At 71.3% G+C, this 23,415-nt stretch carries 19 protein-coding genes; 7 read left to right on the forward strand and 12 right to left on the reverse strand.

Annotation, left to right across the window (positions count from 1 at the left end; all coding sequences use genetic code 11):
- From ACWDLG_RS42905 to ACWDLG_RS42920, 4 genes are all read right to left on the reverse strand, one after another.
- Positions 1–122 (reverse strand): ATP/GTP-binding protein (locus ACWDLG_RS42905; protein ID WP_449931181.1); only part of this gene is annotated, 122 nt, incomplete at its 3' end.
- A 4-nt stretch (positions 123–126) separates the two neighbouring features.
- Positions 127–441, reverse strand: a complete 315-nt coding sequence (locus tag ACWDLG_RS42910) for a DUF742 domain-containing protein (RefSeq protein WP_358140933.1) — start codon at positions 439–441, stop codon at positions 127–129.
- Between the two features lie 141 nt (positions 442–582).
- Entirely contained in the window at positions 583–1,005 is a 423-nt protein-coding gene (locus ACWDLG_RS42915) for a roadblock/LC7 domain-containing protein (RefSeq protein ID WP_354922485.1), read from the reverse strand.
- The gene (locus ACWDLG_RS42920) at positions 1,002–4,031 is read right to left on the reverse strand and encodes a nitrate- and nitrite sensing domain-containing protein (RefSeq protein ID WP_449931089.1); all 3,030 of its coding nucleotides are present in this window, start codon (positions 4,029–4,031) and stop codon (positions 1,002–1,004) included. The genes ACWDLG_RS42915 and ACWDLG_RS42920 overlap by 4 nt, the downstream gene beginning before the upstream one ends.
- Positions 4,032–4,429: 398 nt before the next feature.
- Here ACWDLG_RS42920 and ACWDLG_RS42925 point away from each other — a divergent pair, with 398 nt between their 5' ends.
- The 6 genes from ACWDLG_RS42925 (at position 4,430) to ACWDLG_RS42950 (ending at position 11,543) form a co-directional block, all read left to right on the forward strand.
- On the forward strand, positions 4,430–5,692 hold the full coding sequence (locus ACWDLG_RS42925; protein WP_449931091.1) for a quaternary amine ABC transporter ATP-binding protein: 1,263 nt from the start codon (positions 4,430–4,432) through the stop codon (positions 5,690–5,692).
- Entirely contained in the window at positions 5,689–7,593 is a 1,905-nt protein-coding gene (locus ACWDLG_RS42930) for an ABC transporter permease subunit (protein WP_449931093.1), read from the forward strand. Before ACWDLG_RS42925 ends, ACWDLG_RS42930 begins: the two co-directional genes overlap by 4 nt.
- 7 nt (positions 7,594–7,600) lie before the next feature.
- Positions 7,601–8,581, forward strand: coding sequence for an ABC transporter substrate-binding protein (locus tag ACWDLG_RS42935; protein ID WP_354922477.1), 981 nt, complete (start codon positions 7,601–7,603; stop codon positions 8,579–8,581).
- A 47-nt stretch (positions 8,582–8,628) separates the two neighbouring features.
- Positions 8,629–9,561 carry an ABC transporter substrate-binding protein gene (locus ACWDLG_RS42940; protein ID WP_449931095.1) on the forward strand — a complete coding sequence of 311 codons (933 nt, stop codon included), beginning with the start codon at positions 8,629–8,631 and terminating at the stop codon, positions 9,559–9,561.
- A gap of 583 nt (positions 9,562–10,144) precedes the next feature.
- The gene (locus tag ACWDLG_RS42945) at positions 10,145–10,780 is read left to right on the forward strand and encodes a DUF998 domain-containing protein (protein ID WP_449931097.1); all 636 of its coding nucleotides are present in this window, start codon (positions 10,145–10,147) and stop codon (positions 10,778–10,780) included.
- Position 10,781: 1 nt separating this feature from the next.
- Entirely contained in the window at positions 10,782–11,543 is a 762-nt protein-coding gene (locus tag ACWDLG_RS42950) for a TetR/AcrR family transcriptional regulator (RefSeq protein WP_354922471.1), read from the forward strand.
- A 95-nt stretch (positions 11,544–11,638) separates the two neighbouring features.
- On the opposite strand, the gene sigJ is transcribed toward ACWDLG_RS42950, so the two are convergent.
- The 3 genes from sigJ to ACWDLG_RS42965 all read right to left on the reverse strand — a co-directional run bounded on the left by sigJ (position 11,639) and on the right by ACWDLG_RS42965 (position 14,532).
- Entirely contained in the window at positions 11,639–12,571 is a 933-nt protein-coding gene (gene sigJ, locus ACWDLG_RS42955) for an RNA polymerase sigma factor SigJ (protein WP_449931100.1), read from the reverse strand.
- 287 nt (positions 12,572–12,858) lie between these two features.
- Positions 12,859–13,602 carry an SDR family NAD(P)-dependent oxidoreductase gene (locus ACWDLG_RS42960; protein ID WP_449931102.1) on the reverse strand — a complete coding sequence of 248 codons (744 nt, stop codon included), beginning with the start codon at positions 13,600–13,602 and terminating at the stop codon, positions 12,859–12,861.
- A 480-nt stretch (positions 13,603–14,082) separates the two neighbouring features.
- Positions 14,083–14,532 carry a MarR family transcriptional regulator gene (locus tag ACWDLG_RS42965; RefSeq protein WP_449931104.1) on the reverse strand — a complete coding sequence of 150 codons (450 nt, stop codon included), beginning with the start codon at positions 14,530–14,532 and terminating at the stop codon, positions 14,083–14,085.
- Between the two features lie 81 nt (positions 14,533–14,613).
- On the opposite strand from ACWDLG_RS42965, the gene ACWDLG_RS42970 reads away from it, so the two are divergent.
- Entirely contained in the window at positions 14,614–16,005 is a 1,392-nt protein-coding gene (locus tag ACWDLG_RS42970) for a nitroreductase/quinone reductase family protein (protein ID WP_449931106.1), read from the forward strand.
- Between the two features lie 364 nt (positions 16,006–16,369).
- On the opposite strand, the gene ACWDLG_RS42975 is transcribed toward ACWDLG_RS42970, so the two are convergent.
- The 5 genes from ACWDLG_RS42975 to ACWDLG_RS42995 form a co-directional block, all read right to left on the reverse strand.
- Positions 16,370–16,957: a GTP-binding protein gene (locus tag ACWDLG_RS42975; RefSeq protein ID WP_354922453.1), complete on the reverse strand. Its 588-nt coding sequence runs from the start codon at positions 16,955–16,957 to the stop codon at positions 16,370–16,372.
- Positions 16,938–17,300, reverse strand: a complete 363-nt coding sequence (locus ACWDLG_RS42980) for a DUF742 domain-containing protein (RefSeq protein WP_449931183.1) — start codon at positions 17,298–17,300, stop codon at positions 16,938–16,940. The genes ACWDLG_RS42975 and ACWDLG_RS42980 overlap by 20 nt, the downstream gene beginning before the upstream one ends.
- 7 nt (positions 17,301–17,307) lie before the next feature.
- The gene (locus tag ACWDLG_RS42985) at positions 17,308–17,730 is read right to left on the reverse strand and encodes a roadblock/LC7 domain-containing protein (RefSeq protein ID WP_183648813.1); all 423 of its coding nucleotides are present in this window, start codon (positions 17,728–17,730) and stop codon (positions 17,308–17,310) included.
- On the reverse strand, positions 17,727–20,945 hold the full coding sequence (locus tag ACWDLG_RS42990) for a nitrate- and nitrite sensing domain-containing protein (RefSeq protein ID WP_449931109.1): 3,219 nt from the start codon (positions 20,943–20,945) through the stop codon (positions 17,727–17,729). Before ACWDLG_RS42990 ends, ACWDLG_RS42985 begins: the two co-directional genes overlap by 4 nt.
- A 230-nt stretch (positions 20,946–21,175) precedes the next feature.
- Positions 21,176–23,404 carry a [protein-PII] uridylyltransferase gene (locus ACWDLG_RS42995; protein WP_449931111.1) on the reverse strand — a complete coding sequence of 743 codons (2,229 nt, stop codon included), beginning with the start codon at positions 23,402–23,404 and terminating at the stop codon, positions 21,176–21,178.
- Positions 23,405–23,415: the final 11 nt, after the last annotated feature.

The raw sequence follows: 23,415 nt of genomic DNA on the forward strand, positions 1-23,415 counted from the left end.
TGCGCCGACGCGTCGGTCATGACCGCCTCCGTGGTGAGCGGCAGGATCTCCGACACCGCGCCCACGAACGTGGTCTTGCCCACACCGAACCCGCCCGCCACGACGATCTTCGTCGAGGTCAGGCCGCTAGAGCCTGCGAAGTCCACTTAGCACCCTTTCCAGCAGGTTCCTGTTCGGCATGCCCGCGTCCAGCTGCGGCTGGTAGATCCGCACCAGACCCTCCGCCTCCATGTCCGCGATCAGCACCCTGGCCACGCCGAGCGGGATGGCCAGCAGCGCCGACACCTCCGCGACGGACCTGATCTGGCGGCAGAGCTCGCTGATCGCGCGGTATTCACGGGTGTGGTTCATACCGAGCTGCGCCGAGGTCGCCGAGGAGACCAGCGCCTCCATCGCCAGGTTGGTGCGCGGCGCGGTGCGCCCGCCGGTGAGCGAGTACATCCGCACCAGCGAGGGGCGCTCCTCCTCGGGAGGGGTGGGCGCGGGGCCGTAACCCGGCGGCTGGCCGTACCCCCTGCCGTAGTCCGCCGGCGGCCCATACGGAGGAGGGCCGTCATTCCACGAAGCCACGATCGTCTCCCATCACCAGGGGTGCGCGGATGACAGTTCCGCCCGTACGGCGGGCGTGAGCACCTGGCCCGCCCTTTCGACCAGCACGGTCATCTGGTAGGCGACCAGGCCCATGTCGCATTCGGGCGCGGCCAGCACCGCCAGGCACGAGCCGTCGCTGATCGACATCACCAGCAGCAGCCCGTGCTGCATCTCCACGACGGTCTGGGTGACCCCGCCGCCCTCGAAGACCCTGGAGGCGCCCTGCACCAGGCTGATCAGCCCGGCGGCCACGGCGGCGAGCTGGTCGGCGCGGTCCTTCGGGAACCCGCGCGAGAACGCCATGGGCAGCCCGTCGGAGGAGACGACCACGGCGTGCGCCACACCGGGCACCTCCTCGACGAAGCCGCTGACCAGCCAGTTGACGTCCCTGGCGGCCTGGCTCAACTCCTTCACCGCTGCTCCTCCTCCTGCGCGTTGTCGAGCTCGGCGCGGCCCTTCCGCACGCCCTGCTGGAAGCTGGCCAGCCTGCTCCTGATCCGGTCGGGCGAGACCGGCGGCATCGGCGGCGTGGGAGCTGCGGACTGCGGGGCGGCGGCGGTGCCCGGCACCAGGTTCGCTCTGGGCTTGCGCTTGGGCAGGCCCGAGGAGGTGAGGCCGCCGAGGCTGGGGTCGCTGGCCGCGCGGGCGGCCTGCCAGCCCGCGTCGGCGGGCGACGACCAGGCGTCGGGCGAGGGTGCGCCCTGCGGGGACGCGACGGGCGGTTCCGGCGGGTACGGATCGGCCGGCCGTGCCGTCGCGGGCCTGCCCGGCACGCCGCCCCCCACGGTGGGTCCCGCAGCGGGCCCCGCGCTGGGTCCCGCGTGCGGACCGGTGTCGAACGCGGGGGCGTCCGGGGTGTCCGGGGCGTCGGAGAAAGGTTCCGGCCGCTTGAACCAGCTCGACTCCACCGCCGCGAAGATCGGCAGGTACTCCTCCTCGCCGGTGTCGAGCGAGGAGGTCTCCACCCTGGGGAGAGGGCTGGTGGCGTCGGGGAAGCCGGACCTGGGCGGCGCGTCGAAGGAGTCGAACGGGCGGCGGTCGAGCGTGCCGTACGAGTCGGGGCCCTGGGAGCCGCCCAGGCCGGGCATCTCGCGGAAGCCGGGACCGTCGTCCGGAGCGTGCCCGCCGCGCTTGGGCAGCCCGTTGGCCGTGAAGTCGGAGGTGTAGTCGGACGGGAAGTCGGAAAGGTCGGCCGAGGGCGCGTCGTTGGTGCCGAACCAGTCGACGGGCGGCGAGTCGAGCACCGGCGCGCCCATGGGCGAGGGCTTCAGGTCGTCGAGCATGGGCCGCTCGTACGGCTGGGGCCCGGCCTGCGGCGGCACCATCGGCTGGAGCGGCACCTGCGGGCCCGACGGCAGCTGCGACATCGGCGACATGGGCGGTATCTGCGGCATCTGCGGCTCGGACGGCGAGCCGTGCAGGGGCGGCATGCCCTGCCCCGCCGGGAAGCCGTGCCCTGGCTGCTGGCCGGGGATGGCGGTCAGCAGGCTCTCGGGGATGAGCACCATCGCCGTGAGGCCGCCGACGTCCTGCCTGCGCAGCTGCACGCGGACGTTGTGCCGGAGCGCCAGGCGGCCGACCACGAACAGGCCCATCCGCCGCGACACCGACACGTCCACCACCGGCGGGTTGGCCAGCCGCCAGTTGGCCTGGGAGATCTCCTCCTGGCTCATGCCGATGCCCTGGTCGGTCACCGCGATCATGACGCCGCCGCCGTCGATGCGGCTGCTGGAGACCGTCACCTTGGTGTCGTTCGAGGAGAAGGACACGGCGTTCTCCACCAGCTCGGCCAGCAGGTGGACGGTGTCGGTGACGGCCTGGCCGGCGATGGCGACCTCGGAGGCGCCCTGGATGACGACCCTGTCGTAGCTCTCGACCTCGCCGAGTGCCGCGCGGACGATGTCCATCAGCTCGACGGACTGGGTCCACTTGCGGGCGGCCTCCTGGCCGGCGAGGACCAGGAGGTTCTCGCTGTTGCGGCGCATGCGGGTGGCCAGGTGGTCGAGCTTGAACAGGTCACCGAGGCGGGTGTCGTCCCGCTCGCCGCGTTCGAGCCGCTCGATGAGCGTCAGCTGGCGTTCGACCAGGGTCTGGCTGCGGCGGGAGAGGTTGACGAACATCGCGTTGACGTTGGCGCGCAGCTTGGCCTCGTCGCCGGCCAGCCGTACGGCCTCGCGGTGGACCTCGTCGAAGGCCCGCGCGACCTCGCCGACCTCGTCGCGGGAGAAGACCCCGATCGGGGTGACCTCGGCAGAGACGTCGCTGTCGCGCGCCTCGCGCAGGCGCTGGACGAATCCGGGCAGCCGCTCGCCGGCGATGTCGAGGGCCTCGCTGCGCAGCCTGCGCAGCGGGCGCACCAGCGAGCGCGCCACGCCGGTGGTGATGAGCAGGACGGCCAGCAGCAGCGCCACGACGGCGCCGGCCACCAGGTAGGCGCGCTTGGTCTCGGCCCCGGCCAGTTCCTCGCTGCGCAGCACGATCGCGGCCGACTGCCGCTCCTCGACCGAGCGCATGGACTCGACGATGACGGTGGCGGCCTCGAACCACTCACGCGCGTCGTCGCGCTTGGCGAGGTCGAGTCCCTTGAGCGGGGCGCCGGTGCTCACCCTGGTGAGGACCAGCTCGCGCAGGAAGCGCGCCCGGTCGGCGCCGCGGCCGTTGACCGTCTCGTCGAACAGGCGGCGCTCGGCGGCGGTGGCTTCGGCGGCGAAGGCCTTGCGCTGGTTGGCCTCGTTGGACTGCTCGCCGAGGAAGGTCTTGAGCTGTTCCTGCTCGAACCTGCCGACGACCAGCACGCTGGTGAGCAGCGCCTGCTGCAGCGAGGCGCTCTCCTTGGCCCGCGCGAGCGCGTCGAGCGTCGCCGACTGGCGTACCAGTTCCTCGTCCTCGCCGTTCTTGCCGAGCTCGTCGTTCAGGGTGAGCAGGTCGGCGATGACGGTGGTGTAGGCGTCGAGGGCGGCGCCGGGCAGCAGGTCGGAGTCGAGCGCCTGGTCGCGCAGCGCGGCGAGGTCCTCCAGGCGGTTCAGCACGGTCGCGACCTCGTCGCCCGTCCGGCCCGCGACCTCGGTGCCGAGGACGGCGGCGCTCTGCCGTACCTTGTCGGCCTGGGTGTCGACCCTGCTCATCTGGGTGCGGACGTCGGCCAGGCCGCGCTCGGGGCGGCCGAGGGTGATGTACCAGGCGGTGCGGGCGCGTTCGGCGCCGAGCTCGTGGGTGAGACCGCCGATCTGCTGGGCGAGCTTGGCCAGCTGGTTGGCGCGGTCGTAGTCGGCCGCCGCGCTGGTGGAGGCGACGACCTGGATGCCGCCGAGGAGGACGGCCGCTGCGGTCGGGACGAGGATCAGCGCGACTAATCGCGCGCGCACCCGCCAGTTGCGCAGCCGCCATCCACCGTGATCGGCGGCCTGGTCGGCGGCCTTGGCACTGGTTCTTCTACTCACCGAACGCAACCTCAGTTGGGGGGAGAGCCTCCCGTGAGACTCCTGGGAAAACTCCAGCAAGTGGCGGCTATTTCAGCACACCAATACCTGAACGACCAAACGAACATAACGCGACAAATCTAGTCGGGTACCACACAAGCGTCGATAACTTGGGGCCCCCAATTTCGGTCCGCCGTTATCGGATCTCGAGATGAAAATGTCGCGATATATCACCTTCTGTCCGGTTGTGGGGGTTTGCCGCGTTCCACTTGAAGATCCACTCCGTAACACCCGCGTCTCTACATGGTCACGACGTTGTGATTCGCGTTATTCAGGCCCTATGTTGAGCCCCGTCGCGCCTACCCTCGACAACTCGGACCGGGCCAACCGCGGGGCCGGCAAGCTTCTGGAGGCAGCAAGTGGCAGCCGGGCAGGACAGTGCGGCGATCCAGGTCAGCGGGCTGTGGAAGATCTTCGGCCCGCGGGCGGATCGCGTCATGAAAGGCCCTGACAAAGATCTCGACCCGGCCGAACTACGCGAGAAGACCGGCTGCACGGCCGCCGTCAGAGACGTCACGTTCGATGTCAGACCAGGCGAGATGTTCGTCGTGATGGGTCTGTCGGGAAGCGGTAAGTCCACCCTGGTGCGCTGCCTGACCCGCCTCATCGAGCCGACGGCCGGAAAGATCTCCATTGGCGGCCAGGACGTGATCGCCGCCGCCCCCGCCCAGCTACGGGAATTACGCCGCCACCACGTCAGCATGGTCTTCCAGCACTTCGGCCTGCTCCCGCACCGGCGCGTCATCGACAACGTCGCCTACGGCCTGGAGATCCAGGGCGCTCCCAAACCGCGCAGGCACGAGCGCGCGAGAGAGATCCTTTCCCTGGTCGGCCTCGACGGGCACGCCACCGCCTACCCCGACCAGCTGTCGGGCGGCATGCAGCAGCGCGTCGGGCTGGCCAGGGCACTGGCCGTCGACCCCCAGGTGATGCTGTTCGACGAGCCGTTCAGCGCGCTCGACCCGCTGATCCGCCGCGACATGCAGACCGAGGTCATCAGGCTGCACCGCGAGGTCGGCAAGACGATGGTCTTCATCACCCACGACCTGTCGGAGGCGCTCAAGCTGGGCGAGCGCATCGCGATCATGCGGGCGGGCCGGATCGTCCAGCTCGGGACACCGGAGGAGGTCGTGGGCGCGCCCGCCGACGACTACGTGGCCGACTTCGTCCGCGAGGTGCCGCGCAGCCACGTGCTGTCGCTGCGCTGGATCTGCCGGACGCCGGAGCCGGGCGAGCATCTGGACGGCCCCGTCCTCCCGGCCGGCACGATCATCAGGGACGCCATCCCCGCGGTGACCGGCTCGGCCAGGCCCATCCGTGTCATGGACGGGGACGAGCTGATCGGCGTGGTCGACCGCGTGGACATCCTGTCGGCGATGGCGCACGAGCCGGCCGTACCGGAGGAGATCCGGGTGCCCGAGCCCGCACCGTCACCCGAGGAGGCCGCGCAACCCGGCGCGCACCAGGGCGAGGCCGGCGACCCGACGGAAGCGCAGCCGGACCAGGGCGAAGCCGGCGACCCGACGGAAGCGCACCCGGACCGGGGCGAGGGCGACGACGCGGCGGGAGCGCATCCGGACCAGGGCGAGGGCACGGCGCCCGTCCCGCAGGCGCGCGCATGAGCAGCGCCGTCGCCGTCGCGGACGCGCCCGGCATCCGCCGCCCGCCCCGCTGGGTCGTGCCCGCTGTCGCCGTCGCCGCCCTCGTCGCCGGCTACCTCACGCTGAACGGCACCGCCACCCTCCCGCACGACGACGAGGCGGCCACCTTCCTCGCCGTCAACGACGCCCGCGACTGGGTCGACGCCAACAGGAACGACAACCCGCTGTTCCTGTACTTCATCAACTACGTCCGCATCTACCTCGGGCAGTTCTACACCGCCTTCGAGACCGTGCTGCAGGCGCTGGGCTGGCCCGGCCTGATCGGGGTGATCGGCGGCCTCGGCTGGTTGGCCGGCGGCTGGCGGATCGCGCTGCTCGGGACGGCCGGATTCGCCTCCTTCGGGGTGCTCGGCGTCTGGGACGCCGGTGTCCGCACGCTCGCCCTGGTGCTCGCCTCCGTGCTGATCGCCCTGCTGATCGGGCTGCCGCTGGGCGTCTGGGCGGGCCGTTCGCCACGCCTGCGCCGGGCCCTGTCGCCGGTGCTCGACGTCATGCAGATCATGCCGACGTTCGCCTACCTGACCCCGATGGTGCTCTTCTTCGGCATCGGCCCCTCGTCCGCGACCGTCGCCACCCTCATCTACGCGATGCCGGTCGCCATCAAGATCACCGCGCTGGGGATCGAGCAGGTCTCCCGTACCGCGACCGAGGCCTCCGACTCGATCGGCGCCACCCGCTGGCAGACGCTGCGCAAGGTACAGCTGCCGATGGCGCGCGAGACGATCGCGCTGGCGATCAACCAGACCATCATGATGGCGCTGTCGATGGTCGTGATCGCCGCTCTCATCTCCGCCCCCGGCCTCGGCTCCGACATCATCCGCGGCCTGTCACGGGCCAACGTCGGCTTCATGCTGCCGGCCGGCGTCGCGATCGTCGTCATGGCGGTCGTCCTGGACAGGATGACGATGGCGGCGGCCCGCCGGAGCGCCGCGGGACCCCTCGGGTACGCCGTCGCGGGCGCGCCGGCCGTGGTCGGCCTGGCGCTCACCTTCGTGCTGCCCCCCGCCTTCCCCGAACAGTGGGTGGTGCCGATCGGCGGCCCCGTCAACGACGCGGTGGAATGGGCCAAGTTCAGCTGGTACGACGTCACCGAGGCGATCAAGAACATCACCTCCACGATCCTGCTCAACCCGCTGCAGGACGTGCTGACCTCCACGCCGTGGTGGCTGGTGGCCGCCGCCGTCCTGGCGCTGGCCTGGTGGGCGAGCGGGCCGCGCCCCGCGCTGGTCGCGCTGGCGTGCCTGCTGGCGCTGGCGGGGGTGGGGCTGTGGGAGCACAGCATGGCCACGCTGACCACCGTTCTGGTCGCCGCGGCCGCCGCGCTCCTGCTCGGCCTCGTCCTCGGCGTCGCCGCCGCGCGCTCGCGCGCCTTCTCGGCCGTCCAGCGTCCGCTGCTCGACGCGGCCCAGACGATGCCGTCGGTGGTCTACCTGCTGCCCGCGCTGGCGCTGTTCGGGCCGACGAGGTTCACCGCCATCTTCGCCTCGGTGATCTACGCGGTGCCACCCGTGGTGCGCCTGGTCGAGGACGGCATCCGGGGCGTGTCCCCCACCTCCGTCGAGGCGGCGCTTTCAGCCGGCTCCACCCGGCGCCAGCTGCTGTGGAAGGTCCAGCTGCCGATGGCACGCGGGGCCATCCTGCTGGCCGCCAACCAGGGCATCGTCATGACGCTCGCCATGGTCGTGGTGGGCGGCATGGTCGGCGCGGGCGGGCTCGGCTACGACGTCGTCACCGGCTTCTCCCAGCACTCCGACTTCGGCATGGGCTTCGTCGCCGGAGTGGCCACGGTGCTGCTGGGCGTCATGCTCGACCGCATCACGCAGGGCGCCGACAGGCGCACTTCCCCCCACTCAAGAGGATGATCACCGGATGAAGATACGCCTCATGGCCGGGGTCGTCGCCCTCGGCCTGGCCGTCGCAGGGTGCGGCGGCGGCGCCAGGGTCGACGGCGGTACCACGGCGAGCCCCGCCACCCAGCCCAGCGGCTCGGCGAGCGCCGCGGCCGCGGGGACGGTCAGGATCGCCATCAACCCCTGGGTCGGATACGAGGCCAGCGCGGCCGTGATCGCGCAGCTGCTGCAGAGCCAGCTCGGCTACACGGTCGAGAAGAAGGAGCTCAAGGAGGAGGTCGCCTGGGCCGGCTTCGAGACCGGCGAGGTCGATGTCATCGTCGAGAACTGGGGGCACGACGACCTCAAGAAGAAGTACATCGACGAGAAGAAGGTCGCCGCCTCGGCCGGCTCGACCGGCAACAAGGGCGTCATCGGCTGGTACGTCCCGCAGTGGATGGCCGACAAGTACCCCGACATCACCGACTACAAGAACCTCAACAAGTACGCCGACCTGTTCAAGACCTCCGAGTCCGGCGGCAAGGGCCAGCTGCTCGACGGCGACCCCTCCTACGTCACCAACGACGAGGCGCTGGTCAAGAACCTGAAGCTGGACTTCAAGGTCGTGACGGGCGGCAGCGAGGCCGCGCTGCTGGAGTCGGCGGCGCAGGCGCAGGAGCAGCAGAAGCCGCTGCTGTTCTACTTCTGGACCCCGCACTGGCTCTTCGACAAGGTCAAGCTGGCCAGGGTGAGCCTGCCGCCGTACACCGCCGGCTGCGACGCCGACCCCAAGAAGGTCGCCTGCGACTACGCCGAGCTCGACCTCGACAAGATCGTGAGCAAGAAGTTCGCCGACACCGGCGGCAAGGCCTACGAGCTGGTCAAGAACTTCACCTGGACCAACGAGGACCAGAACGCGGTCGCCAACGACATCCAGAACAACGGGATGTCCGCCGAGGCCGCCGCCAAGAAGTGGATCGACGCCCACACGGCCACGTGGCAGGCCTGGATCCCGAAGTAGACGATCGTGTGCCCCCGTCGCCGGCGGGGGCACGCCGGAGACCGCACATGAGAACCAAACTGCTGGCCGCGGCCCTCACCCTCGGCCTGATCCTCACCGGCTGCACCAGCGAAGCACCCCAGACCCCGAAGGCCACCGGCACCGTACGGCTGGCCGTCAACCCGTGGGTCGGCTACGAGGCCAGCGCCGCGGTGCTCGCCTACCTCCTCGAGCACGAGCTCGGCTACAAGGTCGAGACCAAGAAGCTGACGGAGGAGGAGTCCTGGAAGGGCTTCGAGAGCGGCGACGTCGACGTCATCGTCGAGAACTGGGGCCGCGACAAGGAGAAGAAGGAGTTCATCCAGGACAAGAAGGTCGCCGTGTCCGCGGGGCTGAACGGCAACAAGGGCGTGATCGGCTGGTACGTGCCGCAGTGGATGGTCGAGGAGTACCCGGACATCACCAACTGGCGCAACCTCAACAAGTACGCTCACCTGTTCAGGACCGAGAAGTCGGGTGAGCTCGGGCAGGTGCTCGACGGCGACCCCACCTTCGTCACCGCCGACGAGGACCTGGTCCGCAACCTGAAGCTGAACTACAAGGTCGTCTACGCGGGCAGCGAGGACGCGCTGATCAAGGCGATGCGGTCGGCCACCAGGACCAGACGCCCGCTGCTGATGTACTTCTACCAGCCGCAGTGGCTGTTCACGCAGGTCAAGATGGCCAAGATCAACCTTCCGTCGTACGCGATCGGCTGCGACGCCGTGGCGGCGAAGGTGGCCTGCGACTACCCGCCGTACCTGCTCGACAAGATCGTCAGCAAGAAGTTCGCCGACACCGGCGGCAGGGCCTACGAGCTGGTCCGCAACTTCTCCTGGACGAACGACCACCAGAACGCGGTGGCCAGCGACATGACCGACGGCGGCATGTCGGCCGAGCAGGCGGCCAAGAAGTGGATCGACGCGAACAAGATCGTGTGGAAGGACTGGCTGCCCAGGTGAGCGGGCACCGGGCCCTCCCCCGGCCACCCCGGCGCGCGCCCCGTCCCGGCCGCCGGCCGGGAGAAACCCGTCGCCATCCCGGGGGCACCGGCCCTCACCCCCGGGGAACCCGTCGCCCTCCCGGGGGCACCAGTCCCCCACCCCCGGGGGGAAGCCGTCGCCGACCCGAAGGCACCGATCCTCACCCCCAGGGAACCCGTCGCCCTCTTGGGGGCACCAGTCCCCACCCCTCCCGGGGGAAACCCGTCGCCGACCCGAGGGCACCGGCCCTCACCCCAGGAACCCGTCGCCCTCTTGGGGCGCACCAGTCCCCCCTCCCGGGGGAAACCCCGTCGCCGACCCGAAGGCACCGATCCTCACCCCCAGGGAACCCGTCGCCGCCCGGATGGAACCGGTCGGCGGCCCGGGGGCACCGGTCCCGCCCCCGGGGAAACCGGTCGCCGTCTCGGGGGCGCTGGTCCCGCCCCCCGGGGAAGCCGGTCGGCGGCACGGGGGGAACCGGTCGGCGGCACGGTCCGGCGTCATTCGGTCGGCGGCCCGCCCCGCGCCGTGACGTGGCCGGGCAGGATGGGAGGTGGGGCGCGTGATCGGTGAAGGGACCGCGATGAGGCTGATGCGGTTGTCGGGGGTGGCCGGCGCGGTGGTCTTCGTCACCGCCTTCCTGGTGGAGGGCGCCACGCGGGGCGGCGGCTACGACCCGCTCCGGCATCCCGTCAGCTCGCTCGCCATCGGCGACCTCGGCTGGACCCAGACCGCGAACTTCCTGGTCACAGGGTTGCTCATGCTGGCCTTCGCGATCAGCCTGCGCGGCACCTCCCGCTGGGGCCTCGCCCTCATGCTCGCCTTCGCCGTCGGCCTGATCGGGGCCGGCCTCTTCGTGACCGACCCCGTGAACGGCTACCCGCAGGACGCGCCGGCGACCTCCACCACCGCCGGCGCCCTGCACGACCTGTTCTCGCTGCTGGTCTTCGCGGGACTGCCCGCCGCGTGCTTCGTGTACGCCAGGCGCTTCGCCGGATGGGGCAGGCCCGGCTGGACGGCGTACTCGATCGTCACGGGCGTCGTCTTCCTCGCCGGCTTCGTGATCACCGGGGTCGGCTTCTCCGGCGCCGCCGGACTCTCCCCGATCGCGGGACTGCTCCAGCGGCTCACGCTCGTCGTCGGCCTGACCTGGGTGGCCCTGCTGGGCAGCGGAATCCGTACGGTGTACCGTACGTAAGGTGACCGTCGAGTACACCGGCAAGGGCGACCCCGCCCGCAGCCTCGCCCTCCTGTGGCGCACCAGCGAACGCCCGAGCCGCAAGGGCAAGCCGGAGCTGAGCGTCGACCGCATCGTCAGGGCCGCCATCGAGGTGGCCGACGCCGAGGGGCTGGCGGCGCTGTCCATGCGTAGGGTCGCCGAACGGCTCGGCGTCGGCACCATGTCGCTCTACACCTACGTGCCCGGCAAGCCCGAACTGCTCGACGTCATGCTCGACACCGTCTACGGCGAGACCGCCCGCCCCGACGACCTCCCCGGCGGCTGGCGGGCCCGCCTGCTGCAGATCGCCCGCGAGAACTGGGCGCTCTACCTGCGCCACCCGTGGCTGCTCCAGGTCGCCACCAGCCGTCCGGTGCTCGGCCCCAACACCACGGCCAAGTACGAGTACGAGCTGCGCGCCATCGACGGCATCGGCCTCACCGACGTCGAGATGGACTCGGTCATCACGCTCGTCACCGGGTTCGTCCACGGCGCGGCGCGAGGCGCGGTGGAGGCGCTGGAGGCGGAGAAGCACACCGGGATGACCGACGAGCAGTGGTGGGCGGCGCACGCGCCCTTCCTGCACCGGATCGCCGACGTCAACCGTTTCCCCGTCGCGTCGCGCGTCGGCGAGGCCGCCGCCGAGGTGTACGGCTCGGCGCACAGCCCCGAGCACACCTTCGAGTTCGGCCTGCAGCGCCTCCTCGACGGCATCTCCCTCCTGATCGACTCCCGCTCCTGACCGACTCCGGATCCCGACCGGCTCCCGCCCCTGACCGGCGCCGATCCCCGACCGGCTCCGGATCCTGATCGACTCCCGCCCCTGACCGAGTCGCGTTATTTCTCCGGCAGTCGGGCTACATCAGATACCGGTCCGATGTGGGCAAGCTTGTCGGGATTGGCGACCGAGTGGACCGCCTGGACCACGCCATCGGCGATGTCGAGTTCGACCACGGCGGCCACGCGTCCTTCGGCGTCGTACATCACAGCGCCCGGCCCGCCGTTGACCCAGGCCGGCCGGAGGGAGACGCCGAGCATCCGTATCCGGCGGAGCCCGGCGACGAGCAGCTGTGCGACGCGCCGCGGCTCGGTCGCCGGCTTCCCGATCGCCTGTGCCTTGCCGCCGCCGTCCCCGTGGAGCACCACGTCGGGCGCGAGCATGCCGAGCAGCGCGTCCATGTCGCCGCCCGCGGCGGCCTCGAAGAACCTGCGGGCGAGCTCTTTGCCCTGCGCCCGCCGCGCCGGGGTCGGCGTGCTGTCGCGCAGCCGCCCCCCAGCGGCGATGCGCTGCCTGGCGCGCGCGAAGATCTGCCGGCAGTTCACCTCGGTCTTGCCGATGATCCTCGCCACATCCGGGTAGCCGTACCCGAACACCTCGCGCAGCATGAACACCGCCCGATCCACCGGCGAAAGGGACTCCAGCAGCACGAGGAACGCCATCGACAGCGAGTCGGCCAGCTCGGCGTGCTCGGCCGGGCCCGGCCCATCGGCGGGCACGACGACCGGCTCGGGCAGCCAGTCCCCCACATACGTCTCCCGCCGCACCCGCGCCGAACGCAGGTGGTCGATGCCCAGCCGCGTCACCGCCGTCGCCAGGTACGCCTTGGGGTCGGCGATCACGGTTCCCGCCTGGCGCGCCCGGGTCATGCCGAGGAACGCGTCCTGCACGATGTCCTCGGCGTCGCCCACGGATCCGGTCATCCCGTAGGCGATGGAGAACAGCAGCGGCCGGTACCCGGTCGCGCCCGTCTCATCCGCCGGCCCAGGCACGGAATCCCTCCCGCCGACTCGCGTACCGCTGCTCACCTACTCGCCTTCTCGCCTTCTCGCTCGAGGACGCTTCCGCACGACGGACAGCAGGGTATCCGAGGCGCCCGGCCCGTCGATCACGCCCTATCACTGCACGGTTCCCTCCGGCGCCGCGACCGGCACGGTCTTGTCCACATACCACCGCCCGCACCAACGGCGGACGCAGGCCCGACCACGAAGGCAGACCCGACCACGGAGGCAGACCCGACCACGGAGGCAGACCCGACCGCGGAGGCAGGGCGCGGCGGTCACCAGGCGATGCGGCCAAGGCGATCGATGAAGGTCCCGGTCGGCCCGTCGGCGTCGATCATCGCGAGTTCGAGGATCGGGTCGGTGCCCTGGGTGACTGTCAGCTGGCCGGTGTGATTGTTCATGTCGGTGGCGGCGAACTTGCGGTTGGCGACCTCCCCGGGGGTGACCATGTTGAACTTGATCTCCGGGAGCGCCTGGGCGTACCGGACGGTGATCATGTTCAGTGCCGTCTTGGACGAGCTGTAGGCGAGCTCGTGCATTTTCGAGGCGGGCTGCTCCGGATCGGTCACGACCGCGAAGGTACCGACGGCGCTGGACACCATCACCACCCGCGGATTGTCCGCCGCCCGCAGCAGGGGAAGGAACGCGTGCGTGACCCTGACCGGTCCGTACACGTTGGTGTCGTAGACGGAATGAATCTCGTCGACCGTCGCGTCCGCGGGCGCGATGGCTCTTCCTGACGCGCCGGCGTTGTTGATCAGCACGTCCAGCCGGTCGGTGTGCTCCCGGACGAGCCGTTCCGCGTCGGTCACCGACTCGTCCGAGGTCACGTCCAGCGGGACCATGACCACGTTCGCGCCACCGGCGGTCAGCTTGTCGGCGGCCGTACGTCCTCGACCTTCGTCACGCGAGCCGAGAAAGATCGTCCAACCCAGTTCCCCGAGGCGCCGGGCCGCCTCGAACCCCAGTCCCTTGTTGCCTCCGGTGATCAGCACCGAGGTCTGTTCCGCGTTCGTCATGCCCTCTAAGACGACATGCTCCATCGGGCTGTGACACCGTGTGAGCGAGCTCACATCCGGAGCGCGTTGCAGGTTGCCGGCTGTGCCGCCGAACCCCGCTGCGGCCAGCCCGGCACTCGAACCGGCCGACCACTCCGCCGCAGCCGACCCCGCACCCGTACCCGCCAACCACTCCAACACAGGCCCGCACTCGTACCCGCCAACCACTCCGACACAGGCCCGCACTCGTACCCGCCAACCACTCCAACACAGGCCCGCACTCGTACCCGCCAACCACTCCGACGCGGCCCGCACGGGGCCGACGGACTCCCGGGGGGAGATCAGCCCGCATCTTGGACGAGCCTTCGGACCCTCGGGCACGCAACCCTGCGGCGGCACGGAACGTGTGCCGATGAGCCAGGACAGCAAGCACGCTGATCGACGACCGCTCGAGCGGCGAGACCACCGGTGGAGAGATGGGCCGTCCGGTCGTTCGCCCGGTCAGGCCCCGATCTCGCGCTCGTAGGCCAGGAGGGTGTCGATGAACATCCTGCGCTGCTCCGGCGTGAGCGGCTCCAGCGCCTTCCGCCACGCGCCCGCCCCTCGCCCCAGCCACTCCTCGATCGAGGTCTGGTGCGCCGCGGCGATGCTGACGATCGTCCGGCGCCGGTCGACGTCGTCCTCGCGCCGCTCCAGCACGCCTTTGCGGCTCAGGTCCCCGACCATGAGGCTTACGGTCGCGGGCGCCACCTCCAGCCGGGCCGCCAGGTCGTTCACCGTGGTGGGACCGTCGAACAGCAGGTACGCCAGCAGCGACAGGTGACGCGGCGCCAGCGACAGCGACTGCAGCTCTTCCGGAATCTTGATCCGCTTCACGCGCCCGACCATGCGCGGCATCAGCAGCAGCAGCGTGCGGATCCCTTCATCGACGCTCAGGCCCTCCGTTGACATCGGCCCACTCCTCGAAATACCTTGCCTATGAAATTAGCTTTGCTTGCAAAGCAAATCATCTTGACCATCTAAGGATATCGAATGGCCGAGGACTTCAATCAGCAGGTCATCGAGGAGTTCAGGGCGAACGGGGGCACCGTCGGCGGCATGTTCGAGGGCGCCCCGCTCGTCCTGCTCACGACGGTGGGCGCCAGGAGCGGCGCGGTGAAGACCAACCCGGCCGTCTACCTGCGGGACGGCGAGCGGATCCTGGTGTTCGGCTCCAACGCGGGACAGGACAGGCACCCTGCCTGGTATCACAACCTGCTGGCCAACCCGGACGTCGTGGTGGAGCTGGGGTCGGAGCGGTTCGCCGCAAGAGCGGTGCCGTTGGCGGGCGAGGAGCGGGACCGGATGTACGAGCGGCAGGCCGCCATCGACCCGGCCTTCGCCGCCTACCAAGCGAACACGTCGCGGGTCATCCCGGTCGTCGCCCTCCACCGCCTCGACCGACCGGCGACCCGCGACGACGCTGTCCCCCACGAGTCCCCCGCCACCGAGACGCCCATGACCAGCGCGAACACGCCCAAGACACAAGTGCCCGAGACAAGGGCCACCGCGACGAAGGTGACCGACACCGGGCCGACCGGGCCGACCGCGACACAGGAGACCGAGACGAGTGCGACGGGGACGAAGGTGGCTCAGACGGGGGTGACCGCCCAGGCGGGGGTGACCGCCCAGGCGGGGGTGACCGCTCAGACGGGGGTGACCGCCCAGGCGGGGGTGACCGCTCAGACGGGGGTGACCGCCCAGGCGGGGGTGACCGCTCAGACGGGGGTGACCGCCCAGGCGGGGGTGACCGCTCAGACGGGGGTGACCGGGACACAGGTGACCGAGACAGGGGCCGCCGAGACGGGGGCGACCGGGGCAGGGGCAGCCGAGACGGGGGCGACCGGGGCAGGGGCAGCCGCGGAAGGCGGCGCCGGGACAGTGGCGGGCGGGACCGGCGCGGCCCGGTCGGACGGACGTGCGGGGCAGGGAAGCCCGGGGGCGGAGTCGGCGGCGCGGGTGCGGGCGTTCGGGGACGAGCTGGTGCGGGTGCACGGCTGGCTGCGTGACGAACTGGCGAAGGTCAGGAAGGGGGCGGCGCAGGGGCAGGGCTTGAGTGCGGAACTGCGCGCCCACTGCCTGACCTTCTGCGAGGCGCTCCACTTCCACCACGGTGCCGAGGACAACGTCGCCTTCCCGCATCTGGAGGAGACGCACCCCGAGCTCGCCGATGCGCTCGCTCGGCTGCGGCGGGAGCACACCGTCGTGGCCCGGCTGATCAGGAGGCTGCGCGAGCTGCTCGACGAGGGCGGGGACGCGGCCGGCGAGGTCGAGAGGCTGGCGGCCGAGCTGGAAGCGCACTTCGACTACGAGGAGGAACAGCTGGTCCCGGTGCTCAACGCGATGACGTCAGTCCCGTGGGGAGCGCCTGGAGGTGCCGCGTAACGGCGGCCGGCCACGCACGCCGGCCGGCCGTCTCCCTGGACGGACGCCAGCCCCGTGCCCGGGGTGGGCTCGAGCGGGCTTGCCGTAGAGGGAGCAGGGGAGAACGCGGAAGGCCGCCGAGAGGAACGGCGGCCTGCCGCGAGACCAGCACAAACACCAACCGAACCAACCCAGGCCGCCGAGAGGAACGGCGGCCTGCCGCGAGACCGGCACAAACACCAACCGAACCAACCCAGGCCGCCGAGAGGAACGGCGGCCTGCCGCGAGACCAGCACAAACACCAACCCAACGAACCCGGGCCGCCGAGAGGAACGGCGGCCTGCCGCGAGACCGGGACAAACACCAACCCCGGAGCCGGAGGAGGTCAGGCCGGGGCGCCGTAGGTGGCGCGGACGCGGACGACGTGTTCCACCAGGGAGATCAGCGTCGCCTTGACCGACTCGCGGTTGCGGGCGTCGGTCCGCACGATCGGGATGTGCGGGGCGAGCGCCAGCGCCTCCCGCACCTCGTCCTCCGAGTGCAGGAACTGCCCGTCCCATCCGTTGATGCCCACGACGAAGGGCAGCTTGGCCTCTTCGAAGTAGTCGATCGCGGGGAAGGAGTCGGCGAGCCTGCGGGTGTCGAGCAGGACGACGGCGCCGATGGCGCCGCGGACCAGGTCGTCCCACATGAACCAGAACCGGTGCTGGCCGGGCGTGCCGAACAGGTACAGGATGAGGTCCCTGTCGAGCGAGAGCCTGCCGAAGTCCATGGCCACGGTGGTGGTCTGCTTGTTCGGGGTCAGGCCGAGGTCGTCGATGCCGGCTGAGGCATCGGTCATGACCGCTTCCGTCGTCAGCGGGAGAATTTCGGACACCGCACCCACGAACGTCGTCTTGCCGACGCCGAACCCGCCCGCGACGACGATCTTCGTCGAGGTGAGTCCGCCGCTGCTAGAGCCTGCGAAGTCCACTGAGCACCCTTTCGAGCATGTTCATGTCTGGCTGTCCCTGGTCGAGACGCGGCTGGTGCAGGCGCACGAGGCCTTCGTCCGCCATGTCGGCGACGACGACCCTGGCCACGCCGAGCGGGACCCGCAGCAACGCGGAGATCTCGGCGACGGACCGGAACGACCTGCACAGCGTCATGATGGCCTCCTGCTCGGGGGTGAGCAGCGCCATCTCGTCATCCGGGATCGACATCGAGGAGATCAGCGTCTCCATCGCCAAGTGGTAGCGGGGTTCCGACCTGCCGCCGGTGACTGCGTACGGACGGAACAGAGGCTCTTCGTCCCCTGCCCCATCGCTCCCGTACACCATCACATCACCGGGTCCTGGCAGCCTGGAGTTCCGCACGGAGAGCCGGGGTCAGCGCCTGACCGGCGCGGTCCACCAGCAGGGTCATCTGGTAGGCCACCAGACCCATGTCGCAGTCGGGCGAGGCCAGGACGGTCAGGACCGAACCGTCGCTGATGGCCATCACCAGGAGCAGGCCACGCTGCATCTCCACGACCGTCTGGGTCACGGGGCCGCCCTCGAAGACGCGCGATGCGCCGACGGTGAGGCTGAGCAGGCCCGCGGACACGGCCGCCAACTGGTCGGCCCGGTCCGGCGGGAAGCCCTCGGAGCTGGCCAGGCACAGGCCGTCGGCCGACACGACGACGGCGTGGGCCACTCCGGGGGTGTTCCTGACGAAGTCAGTGATCAGCCAGTCGAACCTATGGGCCTCGTGGCTCAAGGTCGTCACGCCAAGTCCTCCTTATCCAACCCGTTCGGGGCGGACTCATCGTTCACTTCCGCGCGTCCCCGGCGGATGCCCTGCTGGAAGCTGGACATCCGGTTTCTGATCCGGTCCGCCGAGACCGGCGGCATCGGGGTCATCTGCTGGGGCGCCTGACCCGCCGTGCCGGGGACCAGGTTCGCCTTCGGGGTGCGCTTGGGGAGACCGGCGGCGGTGATGCCGCCGAGGCTCGGGTCACTGGCCGCGGCCGCCGCCCGCCACCCCGCGTCGGCGGGGGTCCGCCACTGGTCACCATCAGAGGGTACGGCCTGGGCGGGCCGCTGCGCCTCCGGCAGGTGGTACTTGGGCTCCCGCCCGGGCGCCGCCGCAGACCCCGCCGCGGACCCCGCCGGAGCTCCGGCCGAAGACGCCGCCGGGTTCCCGGTGGCGGGGCCGGTGGAGGGGGCGCTGGTGGGGCCGCTGGAGGGGCCGGTGGCGGGACCCGCGGAGGCGGACGGTCGCGCGGCCTCCTCTGGCCGCCTGAACCACGCCGACTCCACCGCGGCGAAGATCGGCAGGAACTCCTCCTGCTCGGGCTCCAGGGGCGAGCTGCCGACCGCGGGCATGGCGGCGGTGTGCTCCTCCCACCCGTACGGCTCGGCCGGCGGGTAGGACGGCGACGCGGTCGCGGGCGGCGACGTGAAGGCGCCGGTGTTGCCGCTGTCGGCGCGGGGGCCGCGGCGCGGCAGCCCGCTGTCGACGCTCGGGAAGGACGGGGACCGCCCGTTCTTCTCCGTGCCGGGGAGCGACGGGTACTGACCGTTCTGCTCCCTGCTCGGGAACGACGGGTGCCCGTTCTGCTCGGCGCCCGGGAGCGACGGGTACTGACCGTTCTGCTCCCTGCTCGGGAACGATGGGCGCCCGTTCTGCTCGGCGCCCGGGAGCGACGGGTACTGACCGTTCTGCTCCCTGCTCGGGAACGACGGGTGCCCGTTCTGCTCGGCGCCGGGGAAGGACGGGTGCTGGCCGGCCTGGTCGAGGCTGGGGAAGGACGGGTGCGAGTGGCCCGGGTGCGGCGCGGTCTGGTCGAGGTTCGGCATCGCGCTCAGGTCGATGCTCGGGAACGACGGGTTGCGCTCGCCCTGGGGCTGCTGGCGGAAGAAGCCGCTGTCGCCGCCCGTGTCGGCGGTGAAGGCGCCGAAGGCCTGCCGGGTGCCCTGTCCGTTCGCGGTGGAGTCGTAGGACTCGAACGCGGTGAAGGCGCCGTTCTGCGCGGGCGCGCCGAAGGCGGGCGCGGAGGACGCGCTGCCGCCGAAGGCGGGCCGCGGGGGCGGCGGCGGCTGGTTGCCGTCGGCCAGCAGGGGCGGCGGCAGCAGGACCATCGCGAGGAGCCCGGTGCCCTCGCCCTTGCGCAGCTGCACGCGGATGCCGTGGCGCAGCGCGAGGCGGCCGACCACGAACAGGCCCATGCGGCGCGAGACCGACACGTCCACGACGGGCGGCTCGGCCAGGCGGCGGTTGGCCTCGGCGAGCTCCTCCTCGGTCATGGAGATGCCCTGGTCGCTCACCGACAGCAGCGCTCCGCCGCCTTCGATGATGCTGCTGGAGACGTGGACCTGGCTGTTCTTGGGCGAGAACTGGATGGCGTTCTCGACCAGCTCGGCCACCAGGTGGACCAGGTCGTTGGCGGCGCTGCCGACGACCGCGGTCGCGCGGTGCACCTTGACCTGGACGCGCTCGTAGTCCTCGACCTCCGACAGGGCGGCGCGGACGACGTCGACGAGCTTGGCGGGCTGGCTGCGCCTGCGGGTGGGCTCGTGGCCGGCGAGGACCAGGAGGTTCTCCGAGTTGCGGCGCATGCGCGTGGCCAGGTGGTCGAGGCGGAACAGGTCGGCGAGGCGGCCGCCGTCCTGTTCGCCCTTCTCCAGGCCGTCGATCAGCGAGATCTGCCGTTCCACCAGCGTCTGCGTGCGCCGGGAGAGGTTGACGAACATCGAGCTGATGTTGCTGCGCAGCTCGGACTCCTCGGCGGCCAGCCGTACGGCCTGGCGGTGGACCTCGTCGAAGGCCTGCGCCACTTCACCGATCTCGTCCTTGCCTTCGACGTCGATGGGCGCGACCTCCGGCGCGGTGGCGTTGCCCGAGACGCGCAGGTTGCGCACCACGTCGGGCAGCCGGGATCCGGCGATCTCGAGCGCCTCGCTGCGCAGGCGGCGCAGCGGGGTGACCATCGAGCGGGCGATGAGGACGGTGAAGAGCAGCACCAGGAGCAGCAGGAGCAGGATGGCGCCACCGATGACGAGGGCGGTGCGCAGTTCGGCGCTCCGCAGTTCCTCGGCCCTGTTGGTCACGGCCTGGGCGAGACCCAGGTTCTTGGGGTCGGTGTTCGACTCGACCTTCTGCATGACCGTGATGGCCTTGGCGTTGTCCTCGAACCACTGGGTGGGGTCGACGAGCAGCGCCCTGGCCTGGAAGGCCGGGCCGTCGTTGGTCAGCCGGATGGCGCGGGCCTTGGACAGCTCGGCCCTGACCACGTCGCTGTCGTTCTTGAGTCCGGTGGCGAGGGCCGTGGCCCTGGTGGCGCCGGCGTCGGCGGCGAAGCTGTTGACCAGCTGCCACTGCTCGGCGCCCGCGGCGATGAAGTCGGTCACCCGCTGCGCGTCGACCTTGGAGGTGCCGTAGTAGGACTCCAGCAGCATGATCCGCTGCCTGGAGACGGCCTCCTTGGCCTTCATCAGCACGGTCAGCGCGCGGAAGTCACCGAGGATCTGCGGGTCGTTGTTGAGGAGGCTCAGCTCCTCGTGCACGCGGACGAGCTGCTCGACGAGGTAGCGGTAGGCGCCGGAGTCGGGCCTGGCGCGCTGCTGCGACCGGATGGCCGGCAGCGACTTCAGCTGGGAGGCGGCGACCTTGGCGGCCTGCTGGACGCGGGGGCCGTAGGCGGCGTCCATGGCGGCGAGGTCGGCCAGGACGGCCTTGACCTGCTTGTCGACGGCGTCCTTGCTGTCCTCGTAGGGCTCCTTGAGCTGCCTGCGCTGCTTGGTCGCGTAGAACCAGCCGCCAGTGTCACGCTCCATTCCGAGCGCCTGGACCAGATCGCGGATGTGGGTCGCCTGCCCGGCGATGACCACGGTGCGGTCGTAGACGCCGATGCTGTCGACGGAGGAGACGACCCTCGCTCCGCCGAGGACCACACCCGCGATGGTGGGTACCAGGATGAGCGCGGTGAGACGAGATCTCACGCGCCAGTTACGCAGTCCCATTCGTGGCATCGACCGCTTCCCGCGGTCCCGCCTGGCGGTACTTCCGCCGTCGGATGTCACCGTCGTCACAGCCGTCGTTACCCCTCAACCCTGTCCGCAACAGGAATCATAAAGACCGTAATTCGCCCCACAACGTATCCGCCACAACTCGCGTACCAGGCAAAACGGACACAATCGTTACAAAGGTGACCGCAGACCGTTGCCGTTGGTTACCGGAGCGCGGCGAGCACGTGATCGCGGACTTGGGTCCGCTGCGCGTCGTCGCTGAGGGGGCGCCCGGCGCGGTCCACTACGTAGAAGACGTCAACCGCCTCCGCGCCGAGAGTCTCCACGCGAGCGGCTTTCACGTCAAGCCCGCACTCACCGAAAGCTCTGCCGATGCGCCACAGAAGGCCCGGGCGGTCGTGGGCGCGGACCTCCACCACGGTGGCCGTGGCGGAGGCGTCGTCGATCAGGGTGACGCGGGGTGGGGCGACCGGCACCCTGGCGGGTCGCACCGACCGGGCGCGGCGAGCCAGCCGCTGCTCGATGTCCAGGCGTCCGGCCAGGACCAGGCGCAGGTCGGCCTCGAGGGTCGCCGGGTCGGGGGGCGTGCCGTACTCGGGCACGACGGAGAACTCGATCACGGCCGTGGCGCTCGCGGAGGCGGCCGAGGCGGAGCGGACGATCATCCGGTGGGCGGCCAGAACGCCGGCCGCGCGCCACAGCAGGCCGGGACGGTCGGGGGCGACGACTGTGACGTTTGTCCCATTCACTCGGATCGCGCCGCCGCCGTGCCTGGCGAGGGCGGCCTGGGCGGGCGAGAGGGTGGGCACGGGAGGCAGCGGCGAGCCCGACAGCGCGCTGCGCACCCTGCGGACGAGGTCGTCGACGAGCGCGGCCTTCCACGAGTTCCACGCGGCGGGCCCCGTCGCGTGGCCGTCGGCGACGGCGAGCGCGGCCAGCAGGTCGAGCACCTCGCGCGAGCCGACCGCGCCGGCGACCTTCTCGATCGTCACGGGGTCGTCGAGGTCGCGCCTGGTCGCGGTCTCCGGCAGCAGCAGGTGGTGGCGGACGACGCTGGCGAGGATCTCGACGTCCTGCGGCGGCAGCCCGACGCGGGCGCCGATGTCGCGCACGACCACCTCGCCGGTGACCGAGTGGTCGCCCGGCCAGCCCTTGCCGACGTCGTGCAGGAGGGCGGCGATCAGCAGCAGGTCGGGGCGGGCGACCTCGCGGGTGTGGGCGGCGGCGTTGGCCGCGGCCTCGATGAGGTGCCGGTCGACGGTGAAGCGGTGGATGGGGTTGCGCTGCGGGCGGTGCCGTACGCGCTCCCAGTCGGGCAGCAGCTTCACCAGGATCCCGGCCTGGTCGAGCTCCTCCCACACCGGTACGGCGGCGCGCCCGGCGCCGAGCAGGGCCACCAGCGCGTCGCGCGCCTCGTCGGGCCACGGCACCGGCATGGGCGCCGACTGGGCGGCCAGCACGGAGACGGTGGCGGGGGCCAGCGGCAGCCCCGACTCGGCGGCAGCGGCGGCGGCGCGCAGCACGAGCACCGGGTCGGTGCGGGGCGTGGCGCCGCGGGCCAGCACGACCTCGCCGGCGTGCTCGACCACGCCGTCGGCCAGCGGCCTGCGGCCGCGGGGGATCGGGCCGGACAGCAGCCGGTCGACGGTACGCCAGGTGGCGTCGAAGGCGTGCGAGACGGTCCTGCCCGCCTCGGCGAGCCTGCGCATCAACGCCTCGGCGTCGAGCAGGCCGAGCGTTCCCGCCACCGCGTCCTGCTCCTGCAGCACCAGCCGGTCGGCGCCGCGGGCGGTGACGACGTGGAGCGCGTGCCTGACGTCGAGAACCAGCTCGTAGGCCTCGCGGACGCGCGGGCCGGGGGCGGAGGCCACCCAGGCGGCGGCGACCGCCTGCATGGCCTGGACGTCGCGCAGCCCGCCGCGGCCGTCCTTGAGGTCGGGCTCGAGGCGGAAGGCCAGCTCGCCGCTGCTCCGGGCGCGCCTGTCGGCCGCCTCGCGCAGCTCGGCGAGCCGGCGGCGGGAGTCGGCACGCCAGTCGGCGAGCACGGTCTCCCGCGCCTTCCTGGTCAGCTCGGGATCGCCCGCCACGTGCCTGGCCTGGATGAGACCGAGCACGACCTTCAGGTCCTCGCGGGCGACCTTCACGGCCTCCTCGACCGTGCGGACGGAGTGGTCGAGGCCGACGCCGGAGTCCCAGATCGGGTACCAGATCCGGTCGGCGATCCTGGCGACGTCCTCGCCGCCGTCGTGCAGCATGACCAGGTCGAGGTCGCTGCCGGGGGCCAGCTCTCCCCTGCCGAGGGAGCCGACGGCGACGAGCGCGACGCCCTCGCCGCCGGGATGGGCCGTGCGCAGGAGGTCCTTCAGCCAGCGGTCGGTGTCCGCGGCCCGCTCCTTGCGGGTCGCGGCGAACGAGCGGGCGTCTGCTCTCACCGTGTCCTCCG

This window comes from Nonomuraea sp. NPDC003727 (assembly GCF_053586935.1).

Bases quoted from the DNA above. Each gene is read 5' to 3' on its own strand.
- ACWDLG_RS42935 (WP_354922477.1), top strand. From the start codon at position 7,601: ATGAAGATACGCCTCATGGCCGGGGTCGTCGCCCTCGGCCTGGCCGTC.
- ACWDLG_RS42965 (WP_449931104.1), bottom strand. From the start codon at position 14,532: ATGTCAACGGAGGGCCTGAGCGTCGATGAAGGGATCCGCACGCTGCTG.
- ACWDLG_RS42930 (WP_449931093.1), top strand. From the start codon at position 5,689: ATGAGCAGCGCCGTCGCCGTCGCGGACGCGCCCGGCATCCGCCGCCCG.
- ACWDLG_RS42960 (WP_449931102.1), bottom strand. From the start codon at position 13,602: ATGACGAACGCGGAACAGACCTCGGTGCTGATCACCGGAGGCAACAAG.
- ACWDLG_RS42910 (WP_358140933.1), bottom strand. From the start codon at position 441: ATGTACTCGCTCACCGGCGGGCGCACCGCGCCGCGCACCAACCTGGCG.
- ACWDLG_RS42970 (WP_449931106.1), top strand. From the start codon at position 14,614: ATGGCCGAGGACTTCAATCAGCAGGTCATCGAGGAGTTCAGGGCGAAC.
- ACWDLG_RS42940 (WP_449931095.1), top strand. From the start codon at position 8,629: ATGAGAACCAAACTGCTGGCCGCGGCCCTCACCCTCGGCCTGATCCTC.